Below are 25961 nucleotides of genomic sequence, written 5' to 3' on the forward strand. Positions count from 1 at the left end.
TCTCCTTACGCAGTTATTAGGTCTTTCGTATTTGTTTCATAAATTTTTTGAATTTGTTCATCAGAAAGTTCACTGCCCTCTCCACGAAATACAACTTCACCTTTATTCAACCCGATGATATGATCTGAATAATGCTGTGCAACTTCTACTTGGTGTAAATTCACTAAACATGTAATGCCCATTTCGGTACTTATGGATTTTAAATGGTCCATGATAACCTTAGAAGAACTCGGATCAAGTGAAGCTATTGGTTCATCACAAAGAATCAATTTCGGCTCTTGAATCAGTGCTCTGCAAATCCCTACCCGCTGTTGCTGACCACCACTTAATTGGTCACATCGCTTATAAGCATGTTCATGAATTCCTAGTTTCTCCAGCAAGTAAAAGGCACGTTCTTTTTCCTCCTCCGTATATCTGCCTGAAACTCCTTGTAGCGTTGTTTTATAACCAAATCTGCCGTGGAGTACATTCTCAATCACTGTCAAACGAGGGACGAGGTTATAGTGCTGAAACACCATCCCAATATTCGTTCGTAATTTACGTAACTCTTTGTTATTCAGACTTCCAACATCCTGATGATTAAAAATAATTTTTCCTTCATTAAATTCAACCATTCGATTAATACAGCGCAACATAGTAGATTTACCAGCACCTGATGGACCAATGATGGAAACAAATTCTCCCGCTTTTATTTTAAAATTAACATTCTTTAGTATTTGTTTATCTGCCGTATATGATTTTCCAAGTCCCTCTATCTGTAACAAAGACATTTGAAGTGGCTCCTTTTTGGTTTAATTAGCAAGTAAGAGTGTGTATAACAAATATTCTCATATACACACTCTTCTTCCTTTCGTTGTTCCTATTAACGAATTGGTGTATTACTTTGAAAGTTCTCGGATTGGATCATACCATTCATCTTCTACAGCAATTAGTCTTTCTTTATCTTTTTTAGTGAATAAAGCTGCCTGTTCTGAACCTTCAGGAGAAAAGATTTTTTCATTGTTTGAAAATTCATCTGAAGTTAATAAGTCTTGAATTATATCAAAATCCTCTTGACCGATTAAATCCATGTTTACTACGAATGGTTCATTTAATACTGGTGTTGCATTCATTAATGTAAATTCCTTGTCTGCAACCGTATTAAAAGGTTCTGCTGCACCATCTTTAACACGATAAACAGCACCGACTGTATTTTCATCCCCTTCAGCAATCTCCACATAATCCTCTACACAAGTATCACAAAATGCTGCAACATCGGCATTACCAGTTAATAAATTGACTGCCGAACCTTGGTGAGAGTTACCAAATAATACTTGGGAGAATAACTGGCCGCCTTCCATTAAATCCTCTTCTGTTAAATTTGCATATTTTTCTTGTTGTGCGAAATGAGCAATAATACTTGATGACGGTACTTTAAATCCCGATGTTGAGCTGTTTGATACGAATGAAAATTTTGTATTGGCAATCGTATCAAGTGAAAATTCACCATTTACTTTGTACTTGTCTTGTTCGTCCACATTAACTGCTAACCAGCTATAATATTTAGCATCATCCAAACTTCCGGATTCACCAGATCTTACTGCAATTGTTTGAATCGCATCATTTCTATTTTTTGCTTGAATATAACTTTGGGATCCCATAAATGCAAAGTCCGCATTGTTATTCACTAATGTTTCAATTGCAATAGCATAGTCAGTTGTTAATTGATGCTCCACTTTTTTCCCTGTAGCCTCTGAAATCAGTCGTCCAATTTCTTCACGAGATGATTTTATGTCTTCACCAGATTCATTCGGATACCAAACAATTTTTATCACATCATCCACTTCTGCAACATCATTTCCTCCAGCGCACGCCGTTAACAAAACAGTGATTATTAAAAGCATTGTAAACATAAATTTAGTCTTCATTTTTTTCTCCCTTTTTTAAAAATAAATTTTTTATATTTTTGAACTTAGGTTGTTGTCTAGCTTCCGTATCTTTCTTATTAATAAATAGATAGTAGAATTTGAGTGACATCTTCTTTTGTTAAAGCAACTGGGTTATTATCCATCCGGTCCTTTGTAAAGGCGTTACTGGCTATTTTTTCAATTATTTCTTCATTCGCCTTGTAGTCTCTGAGCTTGCTTGAGAAACCCGATAGTTGATGGAAATGCTCGATAAGCTCCTGGATTTCACTCACACTGTTTACTCCAAAGGCTTGAAGCAGCTTATCGTTTTCAATAATCGATTCAAAATTGATTTCCATCACTTTCGCCAAAGTAATACTTGCCGCAATCCCGTGAACCATTCCAAGTTCCAATGTGAGCGGATATGAGATGGAATGGCATGCCGTTGTTCTTGTATTGCTAAAAGCTAGACCTCCATACAAGCTTCCTATAGCAATTTCTTTCCTTAATGTAATATCATTCGGATGATTTAATACACTTTCAAAATTGTTGACTATTCGATTAATCGCTTCTAATGAATAGATTCTTGAAATTTCATTGGAGCTTTTTGACCAGTAAGCCTCAGTAGCATGACATAAAGCATCTAAAGCAGTTGCAGCCGTTAATTCCTTCGGTAATGATGCTGTCAGAGTCGGGTCAATGATAGCGGTATGTGCATATAGTTTTTCCCAATCCACTGACAATTTCACTCCATTAGCGCGATCCCAAATCGTTGCCCAGCAAGTAACCTCGGAACCCGTACCTGAGGTTGTCGGAATCCCTATCCATGGGACGAAATTTTGATTTTCTATATAAAGCTTTTGTTTAATTACAGAGCGTAAAGTAGAAGTAGAATCTATTTTCATATTCTTTAAGGCAGCTAAAGATTTAGAAAGATCAAGAACACTGCCGCCCCCAATCCCTACTATGCATTGATAATCGAAGCTTTCAATTTGTTTATAGTAGTGAAACAAGTCTTCTACATCAGGATTGGATATGTTCACTGCTAATTGTTTAACCTCGTAACCCTCAAGAACTTTGTTGAGTGTACGTCCAGCCTCCATTTCTAAAAAATTACCTCCTCGATGTAAAAGGACAATATTTTTAAGTGGAGGATTGATTGTATTGAAGACATCCTCGATAACATCTATTGCAGCTATTTTAATTTTGACTGGATTATAATAGTTTCCCATTCAGTTTTTTCCCTTCTTTTTCGGTTTTCATTTGCTTACAATGCAAGATTAATCCGTTTTTTGCAGTTTTACAAGGGCTTTTACACTTTAATTACATAACCTTTACACTGTTTTCATAAAGAACATATACTTTTAACTTTACAAATTGCTTTTTTATGCATTGTTTTGCTTTTTTGGGATTTGTGTTACTATTTTTATACAAGTTATATTAAAGTAGGGGGAGTACTTCGTGATGTTACAAGAACAAAGACATCAAATGATTGAATCCTTTTTAAAACAACAAAAAGCTGTAAAAGCTTCTGAGCTTGCTACATTATTGGATGTCTCAATTGATACTGTAAGAAGAGATTTAGAGGTTCTTGAGAATAAAGGCAACGTAAAACGCGTTCACGGCGGGGCTATTTTAATCCAAAATACGGATAATGTAGTAAATAAGCTTTTTAATGAAAGAGAAGTCAAAAATCTAGAAAAAAAACAAGAAGTTGCGTCATTAGCAATTGAATTAATTGAAGAGGGGCAAGCGATTGCTCTAAACGGAGGAACTACGACGATCGAAATTGCAAAAGTACTTGTTGAAAGTTTTAAGAGATTAACCATTATTACAAACGATCTTCGCATTTTATCGATTCTTGGAGCGAATAAACATTTCAATGTCATCCTCACCGGCGGCTTTTTTAATCCAGATGAATTTACTTTATATGGGAAACAATGTGAAGAAATCTTGTCTAATTTCAATATTGATATTGCTTTTATCACGGTGAATGCATTATCGCTTGAACACGGTTTAACGGATTTCAGAATGCATGAAATAGGCGTTATTCAAACCATTATGTCACGGACAAAATATAAAGTAGTCGTTGCTGATGCATCAAAGTTTGAGACATCTTCTTACATCAATATTTGTCCACTAAAGGATATTGACCTGATCGTTACTGATAGTTCATTATCTTCTAATATGGTAGAGGAATATAGCAACCAGGATATTCGGATTCTTTCTCCACATTAAGCCACAATGTGTTAGAACTCTAATTTCATTTTGCAAAAGGAATTGTTATTTAGCCTCAGTATAAAAAGCACAAAATGTCCTATCTAGCATTGATATTTGTTCAGCAGTCTGGCCCAATTGTTGAACACAAGTTAAACAAAACTCTTTAACTAACCTGCGTCGTTAGTTCAATAAGAAAAAAGAGTTCCTAAGCAACTTCAATTAAAGCACCCGTTAGTTGAATAAGAATTAGGGCTAGATATCTTTCAATTTCGCTAAAACTCAACTATCTTCCTTTGTCCTCTAAGAAACTCTTTCAACGTGATAGATCGGCCATCTAAATATATCTTTTCTGCTGTCATTGAACATATGTTATCTAATTTTTTAGCCTTAATAAAACCAACAATCTCTGTAGCTTCACCCTTTGAAATATCTCAAATTCAACTGTAAAATCATAACCCTTAGGTATCAGTGCAGGAATAACCTCTTCTAACTCATTACCTAGAATATATAATTTCCTCCCATAATCCACTAATGAACTGACCAAATATTTTTTTATGTTGGGACTATCTTTAATGATAATTGCTATAATATTATCACTGTTCAACAAAGATCAGAAAAAGAAAAAAAGTAATAAAAAAACATCTATATTGTATAATGTGAAACTTTAATCAGTGGGGGTTATCGTCATCTTCACCAATCTGGCTTTTACACAATAATTTGTCTGTGCCGAAAGCATAGCAACAGGTACAATACACCCGCTTCAGAACTGTAGGTGAAACGGAAAGTTGAAGTGTGAGAACTTACATATATCGATTAGATAACTTAAAACAACAAACAATATATCAAAAGTTGATTGACAAAATTTAAGCAACAAATGCATGGTCATTAGCTTTCGATTGAGAAATTTCTTACTTATACGCAAATCAAAATAATACTACAGAAAAATCATTCCCCCAAAAAATAGAAGTCTAACTGATGAATCTATGTTAGACTTCTAAAATTTTTNATTTAATAAATCATTTAAACCTAACTCTTCAAGAATATCTTCAAGTGTTTTGCCCCCATGCTTCTCTTTTGGGACTGGCGCATTTTCTACTTTTTCATTCACACTTAAATAATTTTGAACGATAATTTTCATATCCTTAACATCGATGGTTCCATCTTGATTAATATCTGCTTTTTCTGGTCCTCTACCAGGCTTATTGATATGATTTTTTAAGAAAAAAGCATCTTTAATATCTATGACGTTGTCACCATTTACATCACCAATAAATTTTTGGGGATTCTTCTCATTATAAATGTTTAGATTCATAGTAAATTGGTTGTCAGCACGAAGCAGCCTGTCCTTCTTTACGGAATACCAGTTCACTTCGACATCATTGCTTCCTTTTTTGAAGGTCATGAGCATAACCATACCTAAATCATATGGCTTCATGAACTGAGCATCTACTAACACTTGTTTAATGGAGTTACCATGATCGCCGATGTCTTCTCTAACAACTAAATCCTCACTACCAATATGCCCAGCTGTTACTAAAATAATATTTTCATGCTTCTTTACAAACTTGTCCCAAATTTGATCGCCATTATTTGCATCAGAAATATAGCTTCCTGGGTCATCCATGTGAGAAAGAGTGTGATGATCTCCATTGTGATACATGTACGAGTGAGTATTTACAATAATTTTTTTGTCAGTATTGTCTTTTGCTATTTGGTTAGCCCACTCCAGAACCTTATCTCTTGGGCCATACTCTAGGTTAATCACCATATACTCTACCCCTTGTATTTCGAAGTAAGAGTACGTATTTTCCATTTTGCCTACTTCAAAACCTCCCCCAAACGTAGGTGCTTTTGAATATTTTTCATATGAGAAATACTGATTGAAATTCGTTGTAGTACGGTTGTATTGATCGTTATAATCATGATTTCCAGGTACAAAAACATAAGGAACAACCCCATCTAAATATGACATACCTTCCTGAACAGTCTGCCATTCCTTTATACTCCCGGGATTATTAACTAAATCTCCCACTTGCATTACGAGTTCTATTTTAAACTTGTCCGTATTGTCTTTAAACCAATTCATATAATTTTTAAATTCATTCGGGTAATGTTCAACAAAGTACTGTGTGTCAGGAATAACAGCAATAGAATAATCCCCTTCTACAAAATCAGGCTCAATCCAGTTGCTCGTCTCATTATCATATTCATATCCATGGTTCTTTTTATCTGATTGATCTGGATACATTCCACCCTTAGCATCATCTAGCTTCCAATTCCCAATTAGTCCTTCTTCATTTCCTTCTAAAGTGCTGTCATAATTCGCTTTAATTTCTTCTTTGGTTCTAGCAGTAGACCATAAACGAACATCAGCAATTTCACCTTTAAAATTATATTCAGGTTTTCCATCTGCTGTATAACCCCTATAATCCGAACCGATTTTTAGTTCCTCTCTAGGAGGGGTATTTGGAATAGGTGCATTTGTATATTGCTCATTAATTTTTTCTCCATTAATATACGTCGTTCCAATATTCTGCCCGTCATCCAATACCATTGCAACATGTACCCAATCGCCAATATTCACATTTACATTCGTTGAATAATCGAGAGTATGATCTGTATGATCTTGCCAGTAAACTCTAGGATTTCCGTTGCTTGTAATTTCAAAGTTAAATCGTGATTTGTCTTTGTAGTACTCTTGATAGAAATTCCCAATAATATTCCCTACACGTTGGTTTTTTGGTGTATCAGATGGAATCTTTACCCATGCTTCAACAGTACGTGGCGCTGCTGTAATAGGTTCATCAGTAGCAATTTCTAAATCACCATTTGTGAAATCAATACCAGTTCCTTCGAATTCACTTTCATAAGATGTTTCAATTACATACTCCTTTTGGAATCCAAAAGCAGTTCCATCATTTTTTCCAACTTTATCATGTATTATATTCAATCCGTAATAAATAGATTGGTCCATTGTCCAAGCATGCATCAAACCAGCTTCATCGCCTTTAATGTCTATATCTACATTCGCTTTAATTTCTTCCAATGTACGAACATCGGTCCATAAACGAACTTCTTTTATTTCTGCTCTGGAGTGATATTGATCTCTAGTATCTTTACCAATACTATGATAATTTTCAAATGCAAGATCTTCAACTAAATCAACGTTATCAAACGATGCTATTACTTTACCATCTTGAATAAAGGTTATTTTTTTATTCGCAACGTCTCTTGTTACAACAATATGTTTCCATTCACCCGTTGTAATATTTGCTCCATTGGTTTTTTTATCAATTGTGCCGAACTCATTTATTTCAAAATATCTAAGTTGATTATCAGCTGTTAATTCAATATTAAACGCAGTTTTATTGCCCGATCTATAATTCCCAAACAAAATTTGACGCTGATTTGGATTAGGATCAAATTTTACCAACATTTCAAATGTTGATGGAACATTTTCCAACATATTATTTAATTGCACTGAATTATTCTTTGCGGGGTCAAAAATTACTCCCTCTATATTGCTCGACAGAACAGACTGCTGAGAATGTGGTACCCTCTCAACAACTTGAGACTCCGCTAATACAGAGCTTTGACCTAATATTAATAGCGCTAAAGTAGAAGATAAAACTGCACTTGATTTATTCATGATTAACGTCCTTTCATTTCAAAGTGTTTACGAGCGTATTACTACATCAATTAGTTTTTGAATTGATTTGGTGAACATCCTAAGAATAGAGAATAAATTCGGTCTGAACTTTGCTTTCTTTTTTCATTGGAGGTTTATACTAATCTAATATTGCTCCTGCACATTCAAAATACATTTGCTTCAATTCTCATCCAATTCCATCACCTGCTTTTGCCATAACTTTTGCTTGACAGTGCAAGAATAATCGTTTTTTTGCTGTTTTACAATATGAAAAACAATATATTTACATAACATTAACTTTATTCACAGAGAAAACATGGAATAATTACAATTCCCTCATAATTATTTTTATAGGAAGAATATAAAACATTTCATTGTCCCCTTAGTACTTAATTCTGGTGCCTCAATTATTAGCCTCATCAGAGTCTATTTGTGTAATTTCTTGTGTAGATTGAATTAACTCTAAAATTCTTTGATTATTTCTATCATCATGAAGAGGATTCTAGATTTCATTCTTCGTTTTGAAAACACCATTTTGATATTTTTTCGTCTGCTTATAATCATTGTTTTCAAATAGTTCCAGTTGCATGTTTTTCATATAAATTTCTATTTCCATCAATAAACCAGTCAATATTAGTAAAATTCCAAACGCAAAATGTATCTTCTTATGATTCAAACCTATTTTTTCAAATAACATAAACAAAAGACAATACCCCTTATATATAGATAAAACTTTTCATTTTGTACTCTTCTTTAACTAAACTGCTGCGTTAGTTTTTCACACTGCATTACCAAATCTTTTTGATGTTTTGGACCTAAAAATAGACCATCGAAATGATGGTCTGATTAACTAAAGCACCGGTTAGTTGAATAAGGAATTTGATAATTTAACTATAATAGCCAACGATATATTCTCTTTGAGTCGTTTCTTCAATGTCATTATTTTCTACAAGGTCATTAATTCCTTTATAATAATGTCCCATAAATTTGTTCCTTCAAATATTTCATATGGATGTGTCATATAACTAACCTCCTTGTTTATCTACTGATAGTATTTCGTTAATAGATATGTCTTCTTCAACTAATCTGCTATGTTAATTCAAAAAGAAAAAAGAGTTGCCTATGCAACCCATAATCTTCAACTAAAGCACCCGTTTTTTCAACGAGAATAAAATATCGTTTAGTCTCCAGCAATATGTACCCTGCCTATTTCCGAACTGGACAATTGTTTTATAAATTCTTCAAATTCGTTAAGTTTATTTATCGATATATATACTTTGTAATTATTAAGTTCTGTTATTAGGTTGGAAAGTCTCTCTCCTGAAAATGTTTCATTAGTAAGATAAAAATCGCTAAGACTTCTAAGTTCCAAATAACTACGCCACAGCTTCTTAGAAGTAAATATTTCATTATGTAGACTTTCACTCAATTCGTATAATCCAATCTCTCTATCTTCTTGATCATATAAGACCACATCAAATCCCAAATGCAGTGCCCTCCTTAAATAACTATTACTTAACTTTTCCATATAGATTCCTCCTTCAACTAACCTGCTTCGTTAGTTGAAAAAGAAAAAAGAGCTGCATTGCAACTCAATGAACTCTTCAACTAAAACACACGTTTGTTCTATAAAAAAAACGATTCTTATAAAGAATCGCTCCCTTCATTTCATCTGTGTTGATCTAAAAGAATGGTATTTCCATCAGGATCTTCAATTGTGAAATGTGCTGGCCCTTTGCTTGTTTCATCTGCTTCAGACAGTAGTTTAATTCCATTTTCTTTAAGCTGATTTTGGATGTCTCGAATGTCCGTAAACGAATTTAGATTTTCGGCATTTTCATTCCATCCTGGATTAAAAGTCAGCATGTTCTTTTCAAACATTCCTTGGAATAGACCAATTACGCAACTTCCATTTTTCATAATGAGCCATTTTTGGGTAATATCCCCTCCGAATGCTTGAAATCCTAGGTTTTCGTAAAATGATTTTGATTTGTTAATATCCTTTACACTTAAACTTACAGAGAATGCGCCTAGTTTCATAATTCCTCCAACAAAAAATTAATAATTTAGAAAATTTATTTCATAAATTAAGTATACACTATTACTTTGAAAAACACCTTTCAGTTTGTTCCTTATATTAAAATCAAGTTTAGCATCACAACTCATAGAAGAGATTCTCTTAAAACGACCCATTTTGATGGTTATACCGATCCACTTCGCGAAAAGAATCGGCTTCCGCAAAGTTTTGATCCAATGACTTTTCCTGTTCTTTAAAATTATATTTCCTACCAGTAATAATATCCACAAGATAGCTGCCTACAACGAGAGTTACTATGGAACCCCAGAAAATCCACATAACCGTATGCATTACATTGCCTCCCTGATGATATTTAAGTTATTTCTCCCAAATTTCAATCCATCTATAGACTACTCTTGAAGATTTTTCAATAGGTGCATATTCAATAAACCCTGCTGGTTTGTTATTCTCTATAATTTTTATATACTTTAAACCTTCACTGAAACTTCCTTTAAGCCATTCATTTTTATTTATGTAACCTGTTGAATTTGGCTTACTACGAAGACAATAACATCCCTGATGATCTAAATTCTTTTCGTCTAACTCAACTATTTCAATTGTTTCCAACTATTTCTCCCCACTTAAGATATTCTATCCCGATAATTTATTAACAAAAGGAGGAACCCTATTTTTCTATGATTCTCCTCATTTATTTAATCCGCATATAATCCAAGACTTTTTGATCTATAAATCCCCTCTGTTGAACTCGCTCATCAAAGTTTTCCATGAGGTGGTAAGATTGCACTGCATCTAATAAATCCTCACGTTCTTCAAGAACTCGATCCAAATGGCCATTTTCATAGAGTAAATTTTGAATCTCTTCTTGTAGTTCACCTTCTATTTTTAAAACATCTTCTGGCAGAGTAGCTTCAAAATAGAGCCGATGTAATTTTAATAAACGCGCTAACTCTTTAACAGGCTCTTCATGATCATCTACTCGAAGGTCAATATAGCGATCATTAAATCCTCCATAGCTGCTATTTTCTTTTACAACTAACAAAGCTGCAGATTGTTTTCCACGGCTGTCACCACCTGCAAGATCTCCCGCATACAAAGCAGCTAATAAGCGTTCAGCTAAGGAATAACCCACTGCTTGCTCAAAAGAATTTTGCATTGCTTCTACAGTGTGATGGTCCACTAAAATATTTCCTTGTATAGCAAAATTTTCTCCAGCATAACCACCTGCCCAATCATAACAATCCTCGCCTGTAAAGGTAATACTTTTTCCCTGTGCATCTACTATTCCTACCTGCCTAAGTGCAGACCTATCATCATTTTCAACAAGTTTCTTTAAAACTTCCTTAGGTTCCAGTCCTATTTCAAGCAACTCAAGTCCATATTTACCATAATCTAAATTTGCCCAGGATTGGGTTGCGATAGCGCCTACACCGGATTTTGCAAAAGGAACGACTGCTCCTACGCTTAAAAATTTGGACGCTACTGCTACACCTAACTCTTTCGTTTGCGGATCATATCCAATAATTGAAAATGTCATTTATTGTACCCCTCTCATTTTCCACACCCTTGTATACTTCTATTTTAACTTTATATTCTGTCAATTAAAAGAACCCACCCTATCTTAAGAGGGTGGGTCCAGATTGTAAAAGTAATCTGAACGTTCGTTCGTCTCTCGAGATACTTTTTAACATGCGGTAAAAGATTTGTTCAAAGATATCGATTTCTTGAAAACTACGACCATAGTTCTTACCGAAGGTTGAGAAGTGCGATATTTCTGTATGAAAACCAAATCCTAAAAACCAACCAACGATTCCCCATATTCGTTTCAATCTCTTTTATTATTTGGCGCATCGAACGGATGCCAAATGTATATGGAATAAACGTCATTTTAAATAACATTACGAGATCAATAATTGGCCGCCCAGTTGTAGAATAAAGACGCTATACTAATGGATAAATGAATGGAAATCAATAGCGGCATCTAATATTACTGACCAAATGTTCCTTCGGTAGCCACGGTCATTGATTTGGTTTTTAATCATCATGATATTCAATACCTCAACGACTTAGAAGAAATTCAACTCTTTTTAAATTAGCCAACACGAGTCGATTGGAGTGGAAGGCGCGAAGACTCCTACGGGAACAGCACGAGCCGAAGCACCCGGACTGAGCGTAGCGAGGGAGAAGGCTGAGGCCGTGCCCGTGGAAAGCGTAGCACCTGAAACGGAAATCGACGATTTCTTGCTATTTATTATAAATAAAAAAAGACTATAAACAATTTCAAATTTCTTTGAGTTTGTCTACAGTCTGAACCCACCCTTTTTTAGAGGGTGGGTTTAAAGCTAATTTTTTATTTCATCAACATACTTTCCATAACTAGGCATCGCGATCTGTTCAAAATCTTTTACTAATAGATGTAGGTTACTAGCTAATAAATCACCAGTCATTGGTAAGCCATGCCCTGTAACAGCTACTTTAGGTTTTAATTCGGCTAACCTTTCTACTGATTCCCTTGCTGCCACCCAATCTGTTGTAAAATATCTTGGAGGGCCACTAATTTCCTGCTCCTGAGTGATTACTTTATATAAATATTCTTGTTTTACAGTAACAAATGCATCTCCAACTATTAGAACTTTATCTTCATCCCTAAACAGGGATACATGACCTGGCGTATGTCCGGGAGTATGAATCCATTTAAAACCGGGCATATGAGGAACTGTTCCATCTGATGGCAATTCCTTCACAAGATTTCCTAAATTAATTGGATCCTTTGGAAACATAGCAGACATTTTGGCTACCATACCGCCTTCTACTGTAGGATCTGGATTTTGATAACTTTCCCTTCCTGTTAAAAAAGGCAGTTCCAAACTATGTGCATAAACTGGTATATCCCATTTCTCCACTAACTCAATAATTGCACCTACATGATCAAAGTGTCCGTGAGTTAAAATAATGGCATTAGGTTTTTTATTTTCACCAAACCGTTCCTCTATAATGGAGATAATCTCCTTTGATGAATGTGGCATACCAGCATCTACTAGAACAAAATCATTAGACTGAGGGTGTCCAACTAAACAAATATTGACAATTTGAATTGTATGGCAAAAAATATCTGGGAGCACCTCAAATCCTACACCACTTCCAACTGATGTTGCAGGTATAAATTTATAATCATCACCATATGAAATAGTATGATCCACAATATCCCTCTTTTCATTTTCCTTACATTTAGTTTCTCACTACTGTATATATTTATACCACCCTATTTACTTCACTAAACAAGTTGACATCTTCTCTCTTATTTGGTAAATTCATTTTTAATATCTGAGATAAAGAGAGTAACAACATCGGAATACCAAGCGAGCTAGGGATGGTGTTAGCCTAGTTATGATGAGTTGTGAACCGCACTTTGGAGATGCTTAAAAGAAAAACGCATGCGCCCTTTTTCTTTTAAGCCGGAGACTCACCGTTAGGAGAAAGTGGCCTATTAAAGGCAAATTGAGTGGTACCGCGGAAGTTCAAGCTTTCGTCTCATCAATATGATGAGACGAGGGCTTTTTTTATTTAGGAGGAGTTTAGATGAAACAGCTAGTTGTAGACATTCTTCAAAATTTCACATCCGAAATAATCGAGGAGAATATGATTGAGGTGCCTGCGTATGCACATTTAGGTGACTATGCCCTACCTTGTTTTTCATTTGCCAAAAAACAAAGGAAGTCGCCTCATGTAATAGCAGAAGAATTAGCAACACGTTTAAAGGACGAAAATATTGAAAATGCAAAAGCAGTAAACGGTTACGTAAATATATTCATGAAACGTGTACCATTTACAAATTCCGTTTTGAGTTCTATTCACACAGAAGGTGTACAATATGGTTCTTCTTATCATGGAGCTGGAGATATAGTTACAATTGATATGTCCTCTCCAAATATTGCAAAACCATTTTCCATGGGACATTTACGTTCAACAGTTATAGGAAATTCAATTGCCTTATTACTAGAAAAAAGTGGTTACAAACCATTTAAGATCAACCACCTAGGTGATTGGGGCACACAGTTCGGAAAATTACTCGTAGCTTATCATTTGTGGGGAGACAAAAAGAAGGTGGAAAAAGCCCCTATTCAAACTTTACTAGAACTGTACATTCGTTTTCATAAAGAAGCGGAAATAGACGAAACCCTTAATGATAAAGGAAGAGCAGCTTTTAAATCATTAGAGGACGGCGAGCCATCTGCATTGGCTCTATGGGAATGGTTTCGAACAGAATCATTAAAGGAATTTCAAAAAATTTATGACCTACTTGGGGTTACTTTTGACTCCTATCAAGGGGAAGCCTTTTACAATGACAAAATGGATCCAATAGTGGATGAATTACAACAAAAAAAGCTATTAATAGAGTCTGATGGAGCACTTGTAGTAGATGTTGGAGAAAATGTACCACCATGTTTAATAAAAAAGTCAGATGGTGCAACTTTGTATGCGACAAGAGACATAACAGCTGCCTTTCATCGAAAAAAGAGTTATCATTTCACGAAGTCTTTGTATGTTGTTGGAAACGAACAAAGCCTACACTTTTCGCAGTTAAAAATTGTGTTAAACAAAATGGGATTAGAGTGGTCTGAAGCAATTCAACATATTCCTTTTGGATTGATTTTGAAAAATGGAAAAAAATTATCAACACGAAAAGGTAAAATAATTCTATTAGAAGAAGTATTAAATGAGGCTATTCAATTAGCCGAGAAAACAATAGAAGAAAAAAATCCTCAGCTAAAAAATAAAAAAGAGGTTGCAAAAGAAGTAGGTGTTGGAGCTATTATCTTTAGTGATTTAAAACAACACCGAAAGCATGACATAGAATTCGATATAAAGAAAATGCTTCAAACCGAGGGTGAAACAGGACCGTATATACAATATACGTACGCACGTGCTTGCTCTATTTTAAGAAAAGCTCAAGAAGTAGAAACTTTCCTAGTGAAAGAAGTCAATGATTATGAATGGGAAGTTATTAAATCACTTCAACAATTTCCATCCATCACTCAGCGAGCTGCTTCTGAGTATGACCCATCCTTAATAGCAAAATACGCATTAGATTTGTCACAAGTATTTAATTCATTTTATGGTAACGTGCAAATCTTAAAAGACCCTACTCACTTACCTTATCGTTTAGCGATTGTTCAATCTGTAGTAACTGTGTTAGGAGAATCTTTAAGATTGTTAGGTATGAAAGCGCCAAGCGAAATGTAAACATACAAAGGAACTGTCCATTTCTTAGTTCAGTTCCTTTGTTCCACCTTTTCATTAGAACTTATATTATCTATTAGTCAACATTTGAATACTCAAACAAATGATTAATCATTCCTTTTACCGCTTTAGTCTTGTATCCTTTATTCCTGACTATAAAAGTCTCCCTGCTCTCCTCTTCCTATGCGATGCAACTCTAGAAATTTATTGAGCCAAAGTCCCAACTATAATCAAATGCCATGCAATACATCTCCTAAATACTCATTCACTCGAATAATATTAGAATTTCCACCACTGACTAAAGTCCAACCCCCCTCACCCCTTTTGAATACTTTAATAGAGAGAGGAAGTGAACAATTGGAAAAAAGAGAACCATGCAGCAAGTGTGGAAAGATTCATCCCCCTAGGGGCAGGCGAGGACCACGAGGTTTGGAGGGGCCTTCTGGTGAGCAAGGTCCTCCTGGCGAGCAAGGTCCTCCTGGGGCAAGGGGACCTCGGGGGGCAATGGGTTATGAGGGTCCGCCAGGCAGGCCTGGACTCCAAGGAGAGCAAGGTCCTCCTGGGATACCTGGACCAAAAGGAGATAAGGGTGAAATCGGTCCTCGTGGGAAACAAGGACCTCCTGGAGTTCCTGGTGAACAGGGGCCTCCTGGAGTGGCAGGAGCTCCTGGGATAACTGGTCCAAAAGGAGATAAGGGAGATAAAGGTGAAACCGGGCCTCCTGGGAAACAAGGACCTCCTGGAGTTCCTGGTGAACAGGGGCCTCCTGGAGTGGCAGGAGCTCCTGGGATACCTGGTTCAAAAGGAGATAAGGGAGATAAAGGTGAAACCGGTCCTCGTGGAAAACAAGGACCTCCTGGGGTAGCAGGGCCGACTGGACCAACTGGAGCTAAAGGTCCCCCTGGAGTGGCGGGACCTCCTGGACCATCTGTAGGGATTTCAGAATATGCTTATATTTTTAATACCGATAAGCAACGGACTTTTCAAGAAGAAGATATCAAATTTAATAAGAATGGTATTATGACAGCAGGAATTACCCATAAAGAAGGAGAAGCAATTATCCACATAAAACATGGTGGAGTTTACGAAATTATTTATCACTTATCAGGAAGACATCCAAACCAGTTAACTCTATTTGCAAATGGTATAGAGATTGAAGGTACATCCTTTAGTGATGAAAGTGGAAATAACCAAAATGTAGGTATTCAAATTCTTCGTTTAAAGGATAATACTAATTTAACTCTCCGTAATCATACGTCCCTACCGAGTTATCTTGACCTACGGTTGGATGGAGGCGGTTCACAAATCGGTATCAATGCTGCCATCACTCTCAAGAAAATTTCTTCATAGTCACTTTATTAGGCTGCCCTTAGTGAAAAAAACTAAAGGTCAGCTTTTTTTCATTTAGTTAAGTACTCTCGTTTAAACTTTCTTTTTTATATGTAAAGATGCGTAAATTTATAGCCATTCACGCTGGCACCATGTCCGTATGAGTTGCTGTATACTCACAAAAACCTGCTGTATGATCACACCTCGGCACCTCTTTCTTTAAGGTGTTGAAACCACTTTAATGCTCGTTTTACAATTTAAAAGTCTACCGTAATAAATAACAGAACCGTAAAAAGAGTTGCTCTTTAAAGAACAACTCCCATACAATAATTATTTATAAAAAGCTTTTAAGAACTTTTTAATAAATCTTTCTATTATACTATTACAAGTATTATTTNTTTTAATAAATCTTTCTATTATACTATTACAAGTATTATTTTATTTTTAAAAAACAGTTCAGTCATAATTATTATTGTCTGAACCATTCTAAAAAATTATACTTTTACTAACCTTAAAAAATCTTGTTCCCCAACAATTTCAATTGGCAGGCCTTGACGAATCATCTCTTCTGCCTTTTTCATTTTAGTACTTTTAACCCCTTGCACATACTTTACTAAATCGTTGTCCCCAACGACTAAAACATTTGTATTGCTATCGACACTACCTTTACAGTTGGCACCACAATTAACTGCGAGTTGGGCAGCTTGCACCCTTGTCATTGAAATCATTCTACCTGTAAAAACAATGTTAGCTCCATAAAGTGGGTGCTTCCTATTTGGAGAACTAAATTCAGTTTCAAGTGATTGAATAAATACATCTGCAATACTTTTTTTAGGACGAGATACTTGTTTCTTTGTAGGCATTGGAGTACCTATTTTTAATTTGTGTAATTTTGAAAGGTCTTGAATAGAGCTTGTCTGCGTTTTCTGAAGTGCCTCAAGTGTTATTAACGCTGCGGCCCGTGCATCTTCCAAAGCATCATGATGCCTTAGGCTAATACCGAGATAATTTGATACTGTAGATAATTTATGATTATAAAGATTTGGCCAAACCTTTTTAGCAATTTGATATGAACAGCCGTACTGAAAGTTAGGATATGTCTCATGAAAGTTATTTAATGATGCCCTCAAAACACTAATATCAAAGCTAGCATTATGAGCAATAATCATTTGATTATCTATGAATCCTTTAAAATCCGGCCAAAATTCTTCGAATGTTGGGGCACAAATGACCATATCTTCTGTTATTCCATGAATTTTTGTATTGTAGTAATGAAACTCGCTTAATGGATTGATGAGAGTATGTATTTCTTCTTTGATTTCCCCATTTTTCACTTGCACAATCCCAATAGAGCACACGCTTGTACGTAAACTATTTGCAGTTTCAAAATCTATTGCTACGAAGTCCATTCCATCACTCCTTTTAACGCTTTGTTCATTATTATCTCATAAACTACTAAACACTTAAAACCCCTTGCAATTGCTGCAAGGGGTTTTAAGTGTTTTCTTTAATATAATCTATTCATTGGAGGCATTTCATCGAGACGTCTTTCTCTCTCCAATTTTTCCTCATATTGTTCAGGAGTGTGACGATTTTCTTCTTCCTCTATTGATTCATCTCCAAATGCTGCTGGCCCTAAATTTGGATCAGCACCCGGGGATTGGTTTCCATAATTTTTTTCTTCATTAGTCAGACTTTCATTAAAGCTTGGTCGTTTTTCACGCACGATTCTATCCTCTTGCATAGAATGTCCAATATGATCTTCTTCTTTTGCTAAATAGGGATCTGTTGCAAATGTTTCTCCTCGTACAAATCGATCTTGAGGTTCATCATAACGTCCATCTGTTTTATTTACAAATTGATTGGTAGATGGTGTGAAACCTTGCTCTTTCGAATAATCACTTATTGGTTCCTCTGTTTCTGTAAAACGAGATTGAACAACGCTTGTTCCAACTGTATCTGTATATACAGTATCATCTTGTCGATCTTCAAAATTTGCATCATCTGCATGAGTTAAAACGTCAGTGTACAGAACGATGCTTCCTCCTGACACTTCTTTTGCGTAGCGTTCTGTTTCATATTCATCCAAGTCCAATTTTCTTAATCCTTCTGTCACAGCATCTTCTCCAGTGAACCACGACTTAAATTTGTCCACAAACGTACCCGCTTCATGAGTAGAGACATCCGAATGACGATTAAGTGTGTTAAGGTGTGCACTTTCTCGAGAAATTACATGAATGTCATTTTCTGCGTATCCTTGTTCTTGTAGGAGTTCCAACTTTTCATACATCTCTTCTTCTGAACGAGCTATTTCAATTCGTCGATTTGATTCAATGTTCATTGTGTTTCCTCCTTTATTTGTCTTATGTATCCTTTACCCCCTCATCATTCAAAAAAACCTATAATGTATAATTTAATAGACCTGCAATATTTGATAAGCAAAAGCATAAGCGACGACCGCGGAGAGCGTCCGCCTATAAAGGAAATCAACAGCATTGCCATTTATTTTAAAAAAGAAGAGCTGCAAATTTGCACCTCTTCCATCTTCTTATCCCTTCGTATAAGCTTTTCGAAATCCTTGTATAACATCAATGACTGCAAAGACGACAAACAATAGAATAATTCCAACCATGAAAGTGCCCTTGACATTCATTGTAATATTAAACAATTCCTCAAAATAGATGATGTAATCCTCATTTATTAACTGAGTGTTTGTGAAGATAATAATACAAACTATGGTTGATACTAAATTCCTAATTAAATTCAGTATTGCAACCTTTTTAGTCCATTGACCAACCATAAACTTGTAAAATACTAAAAACATTTCAACTACAATTGCCACAACTACAATTAACCAATAAGATTGTAATACCTCCTGATTAAAAACGGGCGTTACAAATCGTAGCTCACCCTGAACGTTTTCATACACCCCAACTAAATGAACGGCATTGAAATATACAGCTGTAAAAATTGCAATCATAACGATACTTCCAAATATCTCAACATTGGGAATTTTCCTTTTCTTTGAAATAACAGGAATTTCTTTTAAGTCATCTGGGGTCCATTTCTTAAACCCTGTATTTAGCGACACACTCTCTTTTGATATATCTGTTCTCTCTAATACCGCAAATACTAATGTTATCCAAAAGAAAGTTTGAATTGCCGCATTAATAACTCCCCAAATTCCCTCTCCCATAATATCGAGAAGTATACCAATTACCGCTTCTTCCCCATTAAAGGATAAAATATTTTCAATACTCACGATTACAAGAACAATAACAGTCATAATCGGTAAAATCATTTTCAATAAAGTTACATACGCATCAAAATATATTGGACCAATCAAATGCATAGGTCGATCTAAATAACCACTAGCAAGAGTAACTGGATTACCTAGCTTTGTTAAGGCTTCCTTTACATCTACCTCTGTATAGTTTTCAGGTAACATATCCTCAATTGTTGAACGTAGCTCAAGTGCAATATCCTCCCGGTTTTTCTCAGGAAGTCTGCGCGTTACTTCTTGGATATAAATATCAATTAGATGCATCCCCATCTTCCCCTTTCAATAATGTATAAAGTTCCCTTGACGTTTTTTCCCATTCTTCCTTTAACTGTTCTAAAATTTCCTTACCATATTCACTCAATACGTAATACTTACGAGGTCTACTTTCGGTAGTGTCCCAGCTGCTGACTACTAAATCTTGTTTTTCTAAGCGACGAAGTAATGGATAGAGAGTACTTTGATCTATTACAATGTTTGACTTCTCCAATAATTGGACAAGTGAGTACCCGTACTGTGGAACACGTAGTTGACTTAATACAGCTAAAGTCAGTGTTCCTCTTCTTAATTCTGTAATGAAAGAATTTAGTAAATTACTCAATCTTAATATCACCTCTTATACTGTGTGTTGTACACTATATACTTATACTATGCATCATACACTATTGTGATACATACAGCAATGATTTTTTTACAATTAAAAAAACCAATTCATCATATGAATTGGTCAGACTCTAGACAAATCCGGGGGCAACGGGTTTTTCCGTTTTCTTCACGATCTAGATTCAGCTCTTCTTGAAGCTTTTCCACGTAGGCACGTGTTTCTTTTCTTACGAGCTTCTTGCCATACTTGCGTTTATTGGCACTCGCCTTCAAATGAGTTGAATCAATGAATACATGGTCTTCTGATTAGAGACCACGTTCCATAATCTCTTTTAAGATCACGTTCATTGATTTGGTTTTTAGTCATCATGATATTCAACACCTTAACGTCTTAGAAGATTTAGAAACTCAACACTTTTTAAATTAGCCAACACTAGTCGATTGGAGTGGAAGGCGCGAAGACTCCTACGGGAACAGCACGAGCCGAAGCACCCGGACTGAGCGTAGTGAGGGAGAAGGCTGAGGCCGTGCCCGTGGAAAGCGTAGCGCCTGAAATGGAAATCGACGATTTCTTACTATGTATTGTAAATAAAAAAAGACTATAGACAATTTCAAATTTCTTTGAGTTTGTCTACAGTCTGAACCCAATTCATCATAAGAATTGGTTTTTTCTTATTTTCTATCCGTAAATTCTTGTGTGTCTCCATCCGAAAATTCAATTTCTAATTCAAATTCTGTATAGTCTTCTACCCCGAATGCTTTCGATACTTTCTCAATTGTTTCTTCTTTATTCAGATCTTTTGTTAAGGCGAGATCTTTAAAAATCGGTTTTAACGCCTCGTAAGCCTCATCACCAACTAATTTTTTTGACTCTGATTTATTTTCATATTCTGCTTCTGTTTCCGAAACATCAATATCAAACGAGGCATCAATTGCATCTTTATGTTCTGCAGTATCAATATCTAAATCAAATGCTTGGAATCCAAATTCGCTCTGGGCATCATCTGCAGATGGAGCATTTTCCATTTCTTCATTATCCCCACATGCTCCTAGAAACAATGCAATAGATAATAACGAACTCCCATATAATGCATACCTTTTCTTCATAGCCAAATCTCCCTCTTATACATAAATGATTTTCTAAACTTAGGTTATCCATAAGTATAGAAGGATAAACGTTTAATCTGGATAACGCTTTTCGCTGGATGAAGTAGACTTTGTTGCACGATGATCTTTTTCATCCTTTACCTTTTCATTTAATTCTTCCACAGGTATCGGATCAACTGTTTGCATATCTTCATCTATATCGAATAGACTTTCCTTTTCAGTATCGACTAAATCAGGATTATCCAATCGACGACCTTCTTTGCGTTCACGATCTTCAGATGATTTCTTCGTCATATTTTTCGCTCCCTTTATATATAAATTTGTTATTAATTATATAACCTTTTTTATCTTCACTAAACATTACCGGGACAAGAATTGAAGTTTACTAATTTAAAATTGGGGAACGTATTTATTAACAAATTAATTATGAAAGGGGCAATTTATATGAAAAAGAATACGATGGCATTGACAGCACTAGGCTTGGGTGCAGCATTTTTAATGAGGAACAAAGAATCTCGTGATAAGCTATCGAAGCAATTCAATAGTTTTACAAACACTCCTATTAGAGGAACGAAAAACAACTCTACTTCGAATTCAAAAAAGGGTTTGTTCAATAGTATATTAGGTCAGTAATATTAAAGCACTGGTATCTAAAAAGATATCAGTGTCTTTTTATGTAGAAAAATTGAATTTTAACTCCAAATTCACCATTTATATATGTCTATTTTCCCTCCATTTCTATTTTTTGTCATTCTTAAGTAGGATTTTAAATCTTCTGAATATATGGTAAATTTCTATTGTCATATTAATAAGACAAGTTTTTATAAGGAACTTTGTCTAATTAATGAACCACATTTGGGGAGGAAATAACATTGGGGAAAATGAGAAATGGGACAATCATTGCACTTGCTACTACTTTGGCACTTAGCACTGCATCATTTGGCGCACCAGCTCCAGTAGCAGCTAAACAGCTAGAAAAACAGCTCACATCTATTCAAGTACAAAAATCAACGCCTAAAGTACCACAACGACTTTTAGCTCCTGAAAATCCTAAGGAAAAGGTTAGGATTATTGTCGAACTCGAACAAGCACCTGCTATAGAAACTGCAACGAACAAAGGGGTGCTTTACAAGGACCTACCAAAATCCCAACGCAAATCTGTAGAATCGGCAATTGAAAACAATCAGAAGAATGTTAAAGAAAAAGTAAAAAAGGTTTCTACTAATATACAATTTAAAGAAGAGTTTACTGCTGTGTTCAATGGTTTCTCTGCTGAAGTAGAAGCAAGAGATGTTGCAGGTATCGGTTTATTGGAAGGGGTCAAAGCTGTCTATGAAACGACAGAATACGAACGACCAATCATCGAGCCACAAATGGTTCATTCAAAAGAATTAGTACAAGCTCAATTAGCATGGGAAAAATACTCCTTCAAAGGGGAAGGTATGGTTGTTGGAGTTATCGATACTGGTATCGACCCAAGTCACAGGGATATGATTTTATCCGACAATTCCTCAGGGGACATTACTTCCTCGGAAGTTAGTTCACTTTTAGCAGAAGGTTCTATTGAACCAGGACAATATTTCACATCTAAAGTTCCTTTTGGTTATAACTATATGGATGGAAATACAGAGATTCGTGACCTTGGCCCAGATGCTTCCATGCATGGTATGCACGTTTCTGGTACTGTAGGAGCAAACGGCGATGAAGAAAACGGTGGAATTAAAGGAGTTGCTCCCGAAGCACAATTACTTGCTTTGAAAGTTTTTGGAAATGACCCATTATTCCCTTCTACATATGGGGATATATATGTAAAAGCAATGGATGATGCGATTAAGTTAGGAGCGGACGTATTAAATATGTCTCTAGGTTCTACAGCTGGCTATGTAGATAATAGCAGTCCAGAACAACAAGCAGTGACACGAGCACAAGAAAATGGATTGTTAGTAGCGATCTCTGCTGGTAACTCCGATATGTTTGGATCAGGTACTTGGTATCCATATGCAGATAACCAAGACTATGGATTAACTGGCTCCCCTTCTGTTTCGGAAGATTCTTTTGGAGTTGCTTCCTTTGAGAACGATTCCATTACAGCATCGAGCTTTAAATATTCATTGGATGGTACCGAATCTGGTCGTTCCTTATTTTTATTAGCTAACGACCAAGATCCTAGCGAACTTCCACAAGATTCCTATGAAGTTGTATTTGCTGGATTTGGGACACCTCAAGATTTCACTGGCAAAGATTTAAAAGGTAAATTTGCTTTAGTCTCTCGTGGAAGCATTTCTTTTGTTGAAAAAGGTTTAAATGCTCAAGCTGCTGGTGCTGCAGGTGTTATTGTTTACAATAATGCAGCTGGCACGATTAATATGGCATCTGATCCAGCTATTAAAATTCCATATATGTCTACACTTCAAGCAGATGGTCTTGCTATGAAAGCTGGATTAGATGCAGGAAAAGTAGTAACTGTTGCGTTTGATGGAAAATATTTGGATACGCCAAACCCTGAAAAAGGTAAAATGAGTTCCTTTACATCATGGGGTCCAACTCCCAACTTAGATTTCAAACCTGAAATCACTGCACCAGGTGGAAATATTTTCTCTACATTAAATGACAACGAATATGGGTTAATGAGTGGTACATCCATGGCTGCTCCACACGTAGCAGGCGGAACTGCACTAGTGTTAGAAAGAGTTAATGAGGAATTCGGACTTACTGGAGCTGCTCGTGTTCAATTTGCCAAAAACTTAATGATGAACACTGCTAAACCAGTAGAACTTAAAGCAGGTGAATATGTATCACCACGTCGCCAAGGTGCTGGGATTATGCAGCTAGCTAATGCTTTAGAAACGGATATAATGGTAACAAATGCTTCCACTGGCGAAGCAAAAGTAGCTTTAAAAGAAATTAATGGTGGACAATTCAACTTCGCATTAAAGGCTAAAAACTTTAGTAATGAACAAAAAACATATGACGTGAAAATTCAGTTACAAGTGGATCGCCCAGTAAATGCTGGTGCTAATTTTGTTACAATTCCAAACAACGCTGCTTATGGATCATATGTATTGGACGAAACGGATGCAACAATTTCTGTACCTGGAACTGTGACTATTCCAGCTAACGGGGAGTCAACAATTAATGTAGCAGTAGACGCTTCCGGCTCTGAATGGTTACGTGAGTATTTCACAAATGGTTACTTCATTGATGGATTTGTTAAGCTAGTGGACCCTAATGAAGAGACTTCTGGAAATGTACCATTAACAGTACCTTTCTTTGGATTTAATGGTTCATGGGATGATGCACCAATCTTCGATCAATTTGCATGGGAAGATTTAACTTACTGGGGTTTCCAAGCTCTAGCTGATGAACAAGGAAACTTTATAAATGGTTCATCTCTAAGCGATGATTTCGATCCTACTAAATTCGCATTTTCTCCAAATGGAGATGGAACTTTAGATAAAGCTATTCCTGTTTATTCTTTATTACGTAACGCAAAAAACTTTGAAGTTAATATTCTAGATGCAAATGGTAAAAAGTTACGAACCATTCGTACGGAAAGATATTTGACGAAACATTATATTGATTCACCAACTAGAGCTCCATACACTTATAATTCAGCCTATGGATGGGACGGTTTAATAAACGGTAAACCAGCTGCTGATGGACAATATAAAATCCAACTTAGAGGAGTTATTGATTTTGAAGGTGCACAATGGCAATCGATTGAATATCCAATCATTGTTGACACTAAAGCCCCTTCTGCTGATGTTACATTTGATCCATCTACAAAAACATTAGCAATTGCTAATGCAAGTGATGACGGTGTTGGAATTGATCGTGTAGAAGTTTATGTAAATGATCAGGAAGTAACAGAAGCTGCTACTCTTGAGTCTTATGTGGTGGAACAAGCTCAGCCAGGAGATAAGCTGTCTGTTAAAGTTTGGGATATCGCAGGTAATGTGACTACAGAAGAGGCTTCAATAGGAAATGCAACAGAAACAAAAGAACCTGTTATCTTTATTCAATCACCAGAGGCATTAGGAACATATAATACTTCTAATATATTGGTAGAAGGAACTGTCGAAGATGATTCTGCTATCAAATCACTTAAAATAAATGGTGTAGCTGCAAAATCATTCGACGGTAAAGCTTTCTCACACACTTTAACATTCAATAGTGGTGTACACGATGTAAATGTGGAAGCAATCGATGAATTTGATAATAAAATGGCTATCACTCGTAAAATTATTGTAGACACAGAGAAACCAACTGTACAAGCAGTGAAAAAATCATTACCTAAAAATGTTAAAGCAGAAGATCCTAATCCAACAATACAAGTTCAAGTTGGTGATAACTTTGATGAGGTTCGTCTGTACTTGAATGGAAGTGAAGTATTCTATAATCCACTTTCTGAGCCATACGCAATGAAAGGCTACAATCATACTGTAGATGTAGAACTTCCATTAGAACCAGGTAATAATAACTTTGAACTAAAAGTGGTGGACTTAGCCGGTAACGAATCAGTACAAAATATTACTGTTACGAAGCAAGAAGTAAAAGAAACAAAACCACCCAAAGGAAAAGATAAAAATTAAATATGAAAAGGGTTGTCCC

General features: G+C 35.6%; 21 protein-coding genes, 3 pseudogenes and 1 other annotated feature. Of the genes and pseudogenes, 5 read left to right on the forward strand and 19 right to left on the reverse strand.

Features of this window, described 5'->3' with window-relative positions; all coding sequences use genetic code 11:
• Nucleotides 1–5 precede the first annotated feature (5 nt).
• From phnC to AN959_RS04025, 3 genes are all read right to left on the reverse strand, one after another.
• The gene (gene phnC / locus AN959_RS04015) at nt 6–770 is read right to left on the reverse strand and encodes a phosphonate ABC transporter ATP-binding protein (RefSeq protein WP_056828490.1); all 765 of its coding nucleotides are present in this window, start codon (nt 768–770) and stop codon (nt 6–8) included.
• Nucleotides 771–878: 108 nt separating this feature from the next.
• The gene (locus tag AN959_RS04020) at nt 879–1907 is read right to left on the reverse strand and encodes a PhnD/SsuA/transferrin family substrate-binding protein (protein ID WP_056828492.1); all 1029 of its coding nucleotides are present in this window, start codon (nt 1905–1907) and stop codon (nt 879–881) included.
• 77 nt (nt 1908–1984) lie between these two features.
• Nucleotides 1985–3118: a phosphonoacetaldehyde reductase gene (locus AN959_RS04025; protein ID WP_056828494.1), complete on the reverse strand. Its 1134-nt coding sequence runs from the start codon at nt 3116–3118 to the stop codon at nt 1985–1987.
• Nucleotides 3119–3350: 232 nt separating this feature from the next.
• Between AN959_RS04025 and AN959_RS04030 the strand changes: the two genes are divergently transcribed.
• Entirely contained in the window at nt 3351–4124 is a 774-nt protein-coding gene (locus AN959_RS04030; RefSeq protein ID WP_253278882.1) for a DeoR/GlpR family DNA-binding transcription regulator, read from the forward strand.
• A 988-nt stretch (nt 4125–5112) separates the two neighbouring features.
• Here AN959_RS04030 and AN959_RS22010 read toward each other — a convergent pair.
• The 9 genes and pseudogenes from AN959_RS22010 to AN959_RS04070 all read right to left on the reverse strand — a co-directional run.
• Nucleotides 5113–7755, reverse strand: a pseudogene (locus AN959_RS22010) (LamG-like jellyroll fold domain-containing protein); the annotation flags it as partial.
• Between the two features lie 502 nt (nt 7756–8257).
• The gene (locus AN959_RS04040; protein WP_056828500.1) at nt 8258–8458 is read right to left on the reverse strand and encodes a hypothetical protein; all 201 of its coding nucleotides are present in this window, start codon (nt 8456–8458) and stop codon (nt 8258–8260) included.
• Between the two features lie 477 nt (nt 8459–8935).
• Nucleotides 8936–9283, reverse strand: a complete 348-nt coding sequence (locus AN959_RS04045; protein WP_056828503.1) for a hypothetical protein — start codon at nt 9281–9283, stop codon at nt 8936–8938.
• A 140-nt stretch (nt 9284–9423) separates the two neighbouring features.
• On the reverse strand, nt 9424–9795 hold the full coding sequence (locus tag AN959_RS04050) for a VOC family protein (protein WP_056828506.1): 372 nt from the start codon (nt 9793–9795) through the stop codon (nt 9424–9426).
• A 139-nt stretch (nt 9796–9934) separates the two neighbouring features.
• Nucleotides 9935–10123 carry a hypothetical protein gene (locus AN959_RS04055; RefSeq protein WP_056828508.1) on the reverse strand — a complete coding sequence of 63 codons (189 nt, stop codon included), beginning with the start codon at nt 10121–10123 and terminating at the stop codon, nt 9935–9937.
• A gap of 27 nt (nt 10124–10150) precedes the next feature.
• Complete coding sequence (locus AN959_RS04060; protein ID WP_056828510.1) at nt 10151–10399, reverse strand: hypothetical protein; 249 nt, start codon at nt 10397–10399, stop codon at nt 10151–10153.
• Nucleotides 10400–10481: 82 nt separating this feature from the next.
• On the reverse strand, nt 10482–11327 hold the full coding sequence (locus tag AN959_RS04065) for a DUF1028 domain-containing protein (RefSeq protein ID WP_056828511.1): 846 nt from the start codon (nt 11325–11327) through the stop codon (nt 10482–10484).
• Between the two features lie 139 nt (nt 11328–11466).
• Nucleotides 11467–11835 (reverse strand): annotated as a pseudogene (locus AN959_RS20535) (transposase); the annotation flags it as partial.
• 297 nt (nt 11836–12132) lie between these two features.
• The gene (locus AN959_RS04070; protein ID WP_371256499.1) at nt 12133–12978 is read right to left on the reverse strand and encodes an MBL fold metallo-hydrolase; all 846 of its coding nucleotides are present in this window, start codon (nt 12976–12978) and stop codon (nt 12133–12135) included.
• Nucleotides 12979–13107: 129 nt separating this feature from the next.
• Nucleotides 13108–13327, forward strand: a binding site (T-box leader).
• A 42-nt stretch (nt 13328–13369) separates the two neighbouring features.
• On the opposite strand from AN959_RS04070, the gene argS reads away from it, so the two are divergent.
• Together argS and AN959_RS04080 are read left to right on the forward strand one after the other, a co-directional pair.
• Nucleotides 13370–15034, forward strand: coding sequence for an arginine--tRNA ligase (gene argS, locus AN959_RS04075; RefSeq protein WP_056828513.1), 1665 nt, complete (start codon nt 13370–13372; stop codon nt 15032–15034).
• A gap of 354 nt (nt 15035–15388) precedes the next feature.
• Nucleotides 15389–16381, forward strand: a complete 993-nt coding sequence (locus AN959_RS04080) for a collagen-like protein (RefSeq protein WP_056828515.1) — start codon at nt 15389–15391, stop codon at nt 16379–16381.
• A 473-nt stretch (nt 16382–16854) separates the two neighbouring features.
• Here the strand turns inward: AN959_RS04080 and AN959_RS04085 are convergent, their stop codons facing one another.
• The 7 genes and pseudogenes from AN959_RS04085 to AN959_RS04110 all read right to left on the reverse strand — a co-directional run bounded on the left by AN959_RS04085 (nt 16855) and on the right by AN959_RS04110 (nt 21644).
• Nucleotides 16855–17769: an exonuclease domain-containing protein gene (locus AN959_RS04085; RefSeq protein ID WP_056828517.1), complete on the reverse strand. Its 915-nt coding sequence runs from the start codon at nt 17767–17769 to the stop codon at nt 16855–16857.
• Nucleotides 17770–17867: 98 nt separating this feature from the next.
• Nucleotides 17868–18701: a general stress protein gene (locus AN959_RS04090; protein WP_056828519.1), complete on the reverse strand. Its 834-nt coding sequence runs from the start codon at nt 18699–18701 to the stop codon at nt 17868–17870.
• Between the two features lie 207 nt (nt 18702–18908).
• Nucleotides 18909–19907 (reverse strand): hypothetical protein, encoded by a 999-nt coding sequence (locus AN959_RS04095; RefSeq protein ID WP_056828521.1) that lies wholly within the window; start codon nt 19905–19907, stop codon nt 18909–18911.
• On the reverse strand, nt 19894–20241 hold the full coding sequence (locus AN959_RS04100) for a PadR family transcriptional regulator (protein WP_056828522.1): 348 nt from the start codon (nt 20239–20241) through the stop codon (nt 19894–19896). The genes AN959_RS04095 and AN959_RS04100 overlap by 14 nt, the downstream gene beginning before the upstream one ends.
• Before the next feature lie 119 nt (nt 20242–20360).
• A pseudogene (locus tag AN959_RS20540) lies at nt 20361–20582 on the reverse strand (IS5/IS1182 family transposase); the annotation flags it as partial.
• Between the two features lie 333 nt (nt 20583–20915).
• Complete coding sequence (locus AN959_RS04105; RefSeq protein ID WP_056828524.1) at nt 20916–21350, reverse strand: YusW family protein; 435 nt, start codon at nt 21348–21350, stop codon at nt 20916–20918.
• A gap of 72 nt (nt 21351–21422) precedes the next feature.
• Nucleotides 21423–21644, reverse strand: coding sequence for a hypothetical protein (locus tag AN959_RS04110; RefSeq protein WP_053590736.1), 222 nt, complete (start codon nt 21642–21644; stop codon nt 21423–21425).
• A 150-nt stretch (nt 21645–21794) separates the two neighbouring features.
• On the opposite strand from AN959_RS04110, the gene AN959_RS04115 reads away from it, so the two are divergent.
• Nucleotides 21795–21983, forward strand: a complete 189-nt coding sequence (locus AN959_RS04115; protein WP_053590737.1) for a hypothetical protein — start codon at nt 21795–21797, stop codon at nt 21981–21983.
• 248 nt (nt 21984–22231) lie between these two features.
• Entirely contained in the window at nt 22232–25942 is a 3711-nt protein-coding gene (locus AN959_RS04120; RefSeq protein ID WP_056829130.1) for a S8 family serine peptidase, read from the forward strand.
• Nucleotides 25943–25961 lie beyond the last annotated feature (19 nt).

The organism is Psychrobacillus sp. FJAT-21963 (genome assembly GCF_001420585.1).
Lineage (GTDB): Bacteria > Bacillota > Bacilli > Bacillales_A > Planococcaceae > Psychrobacillus.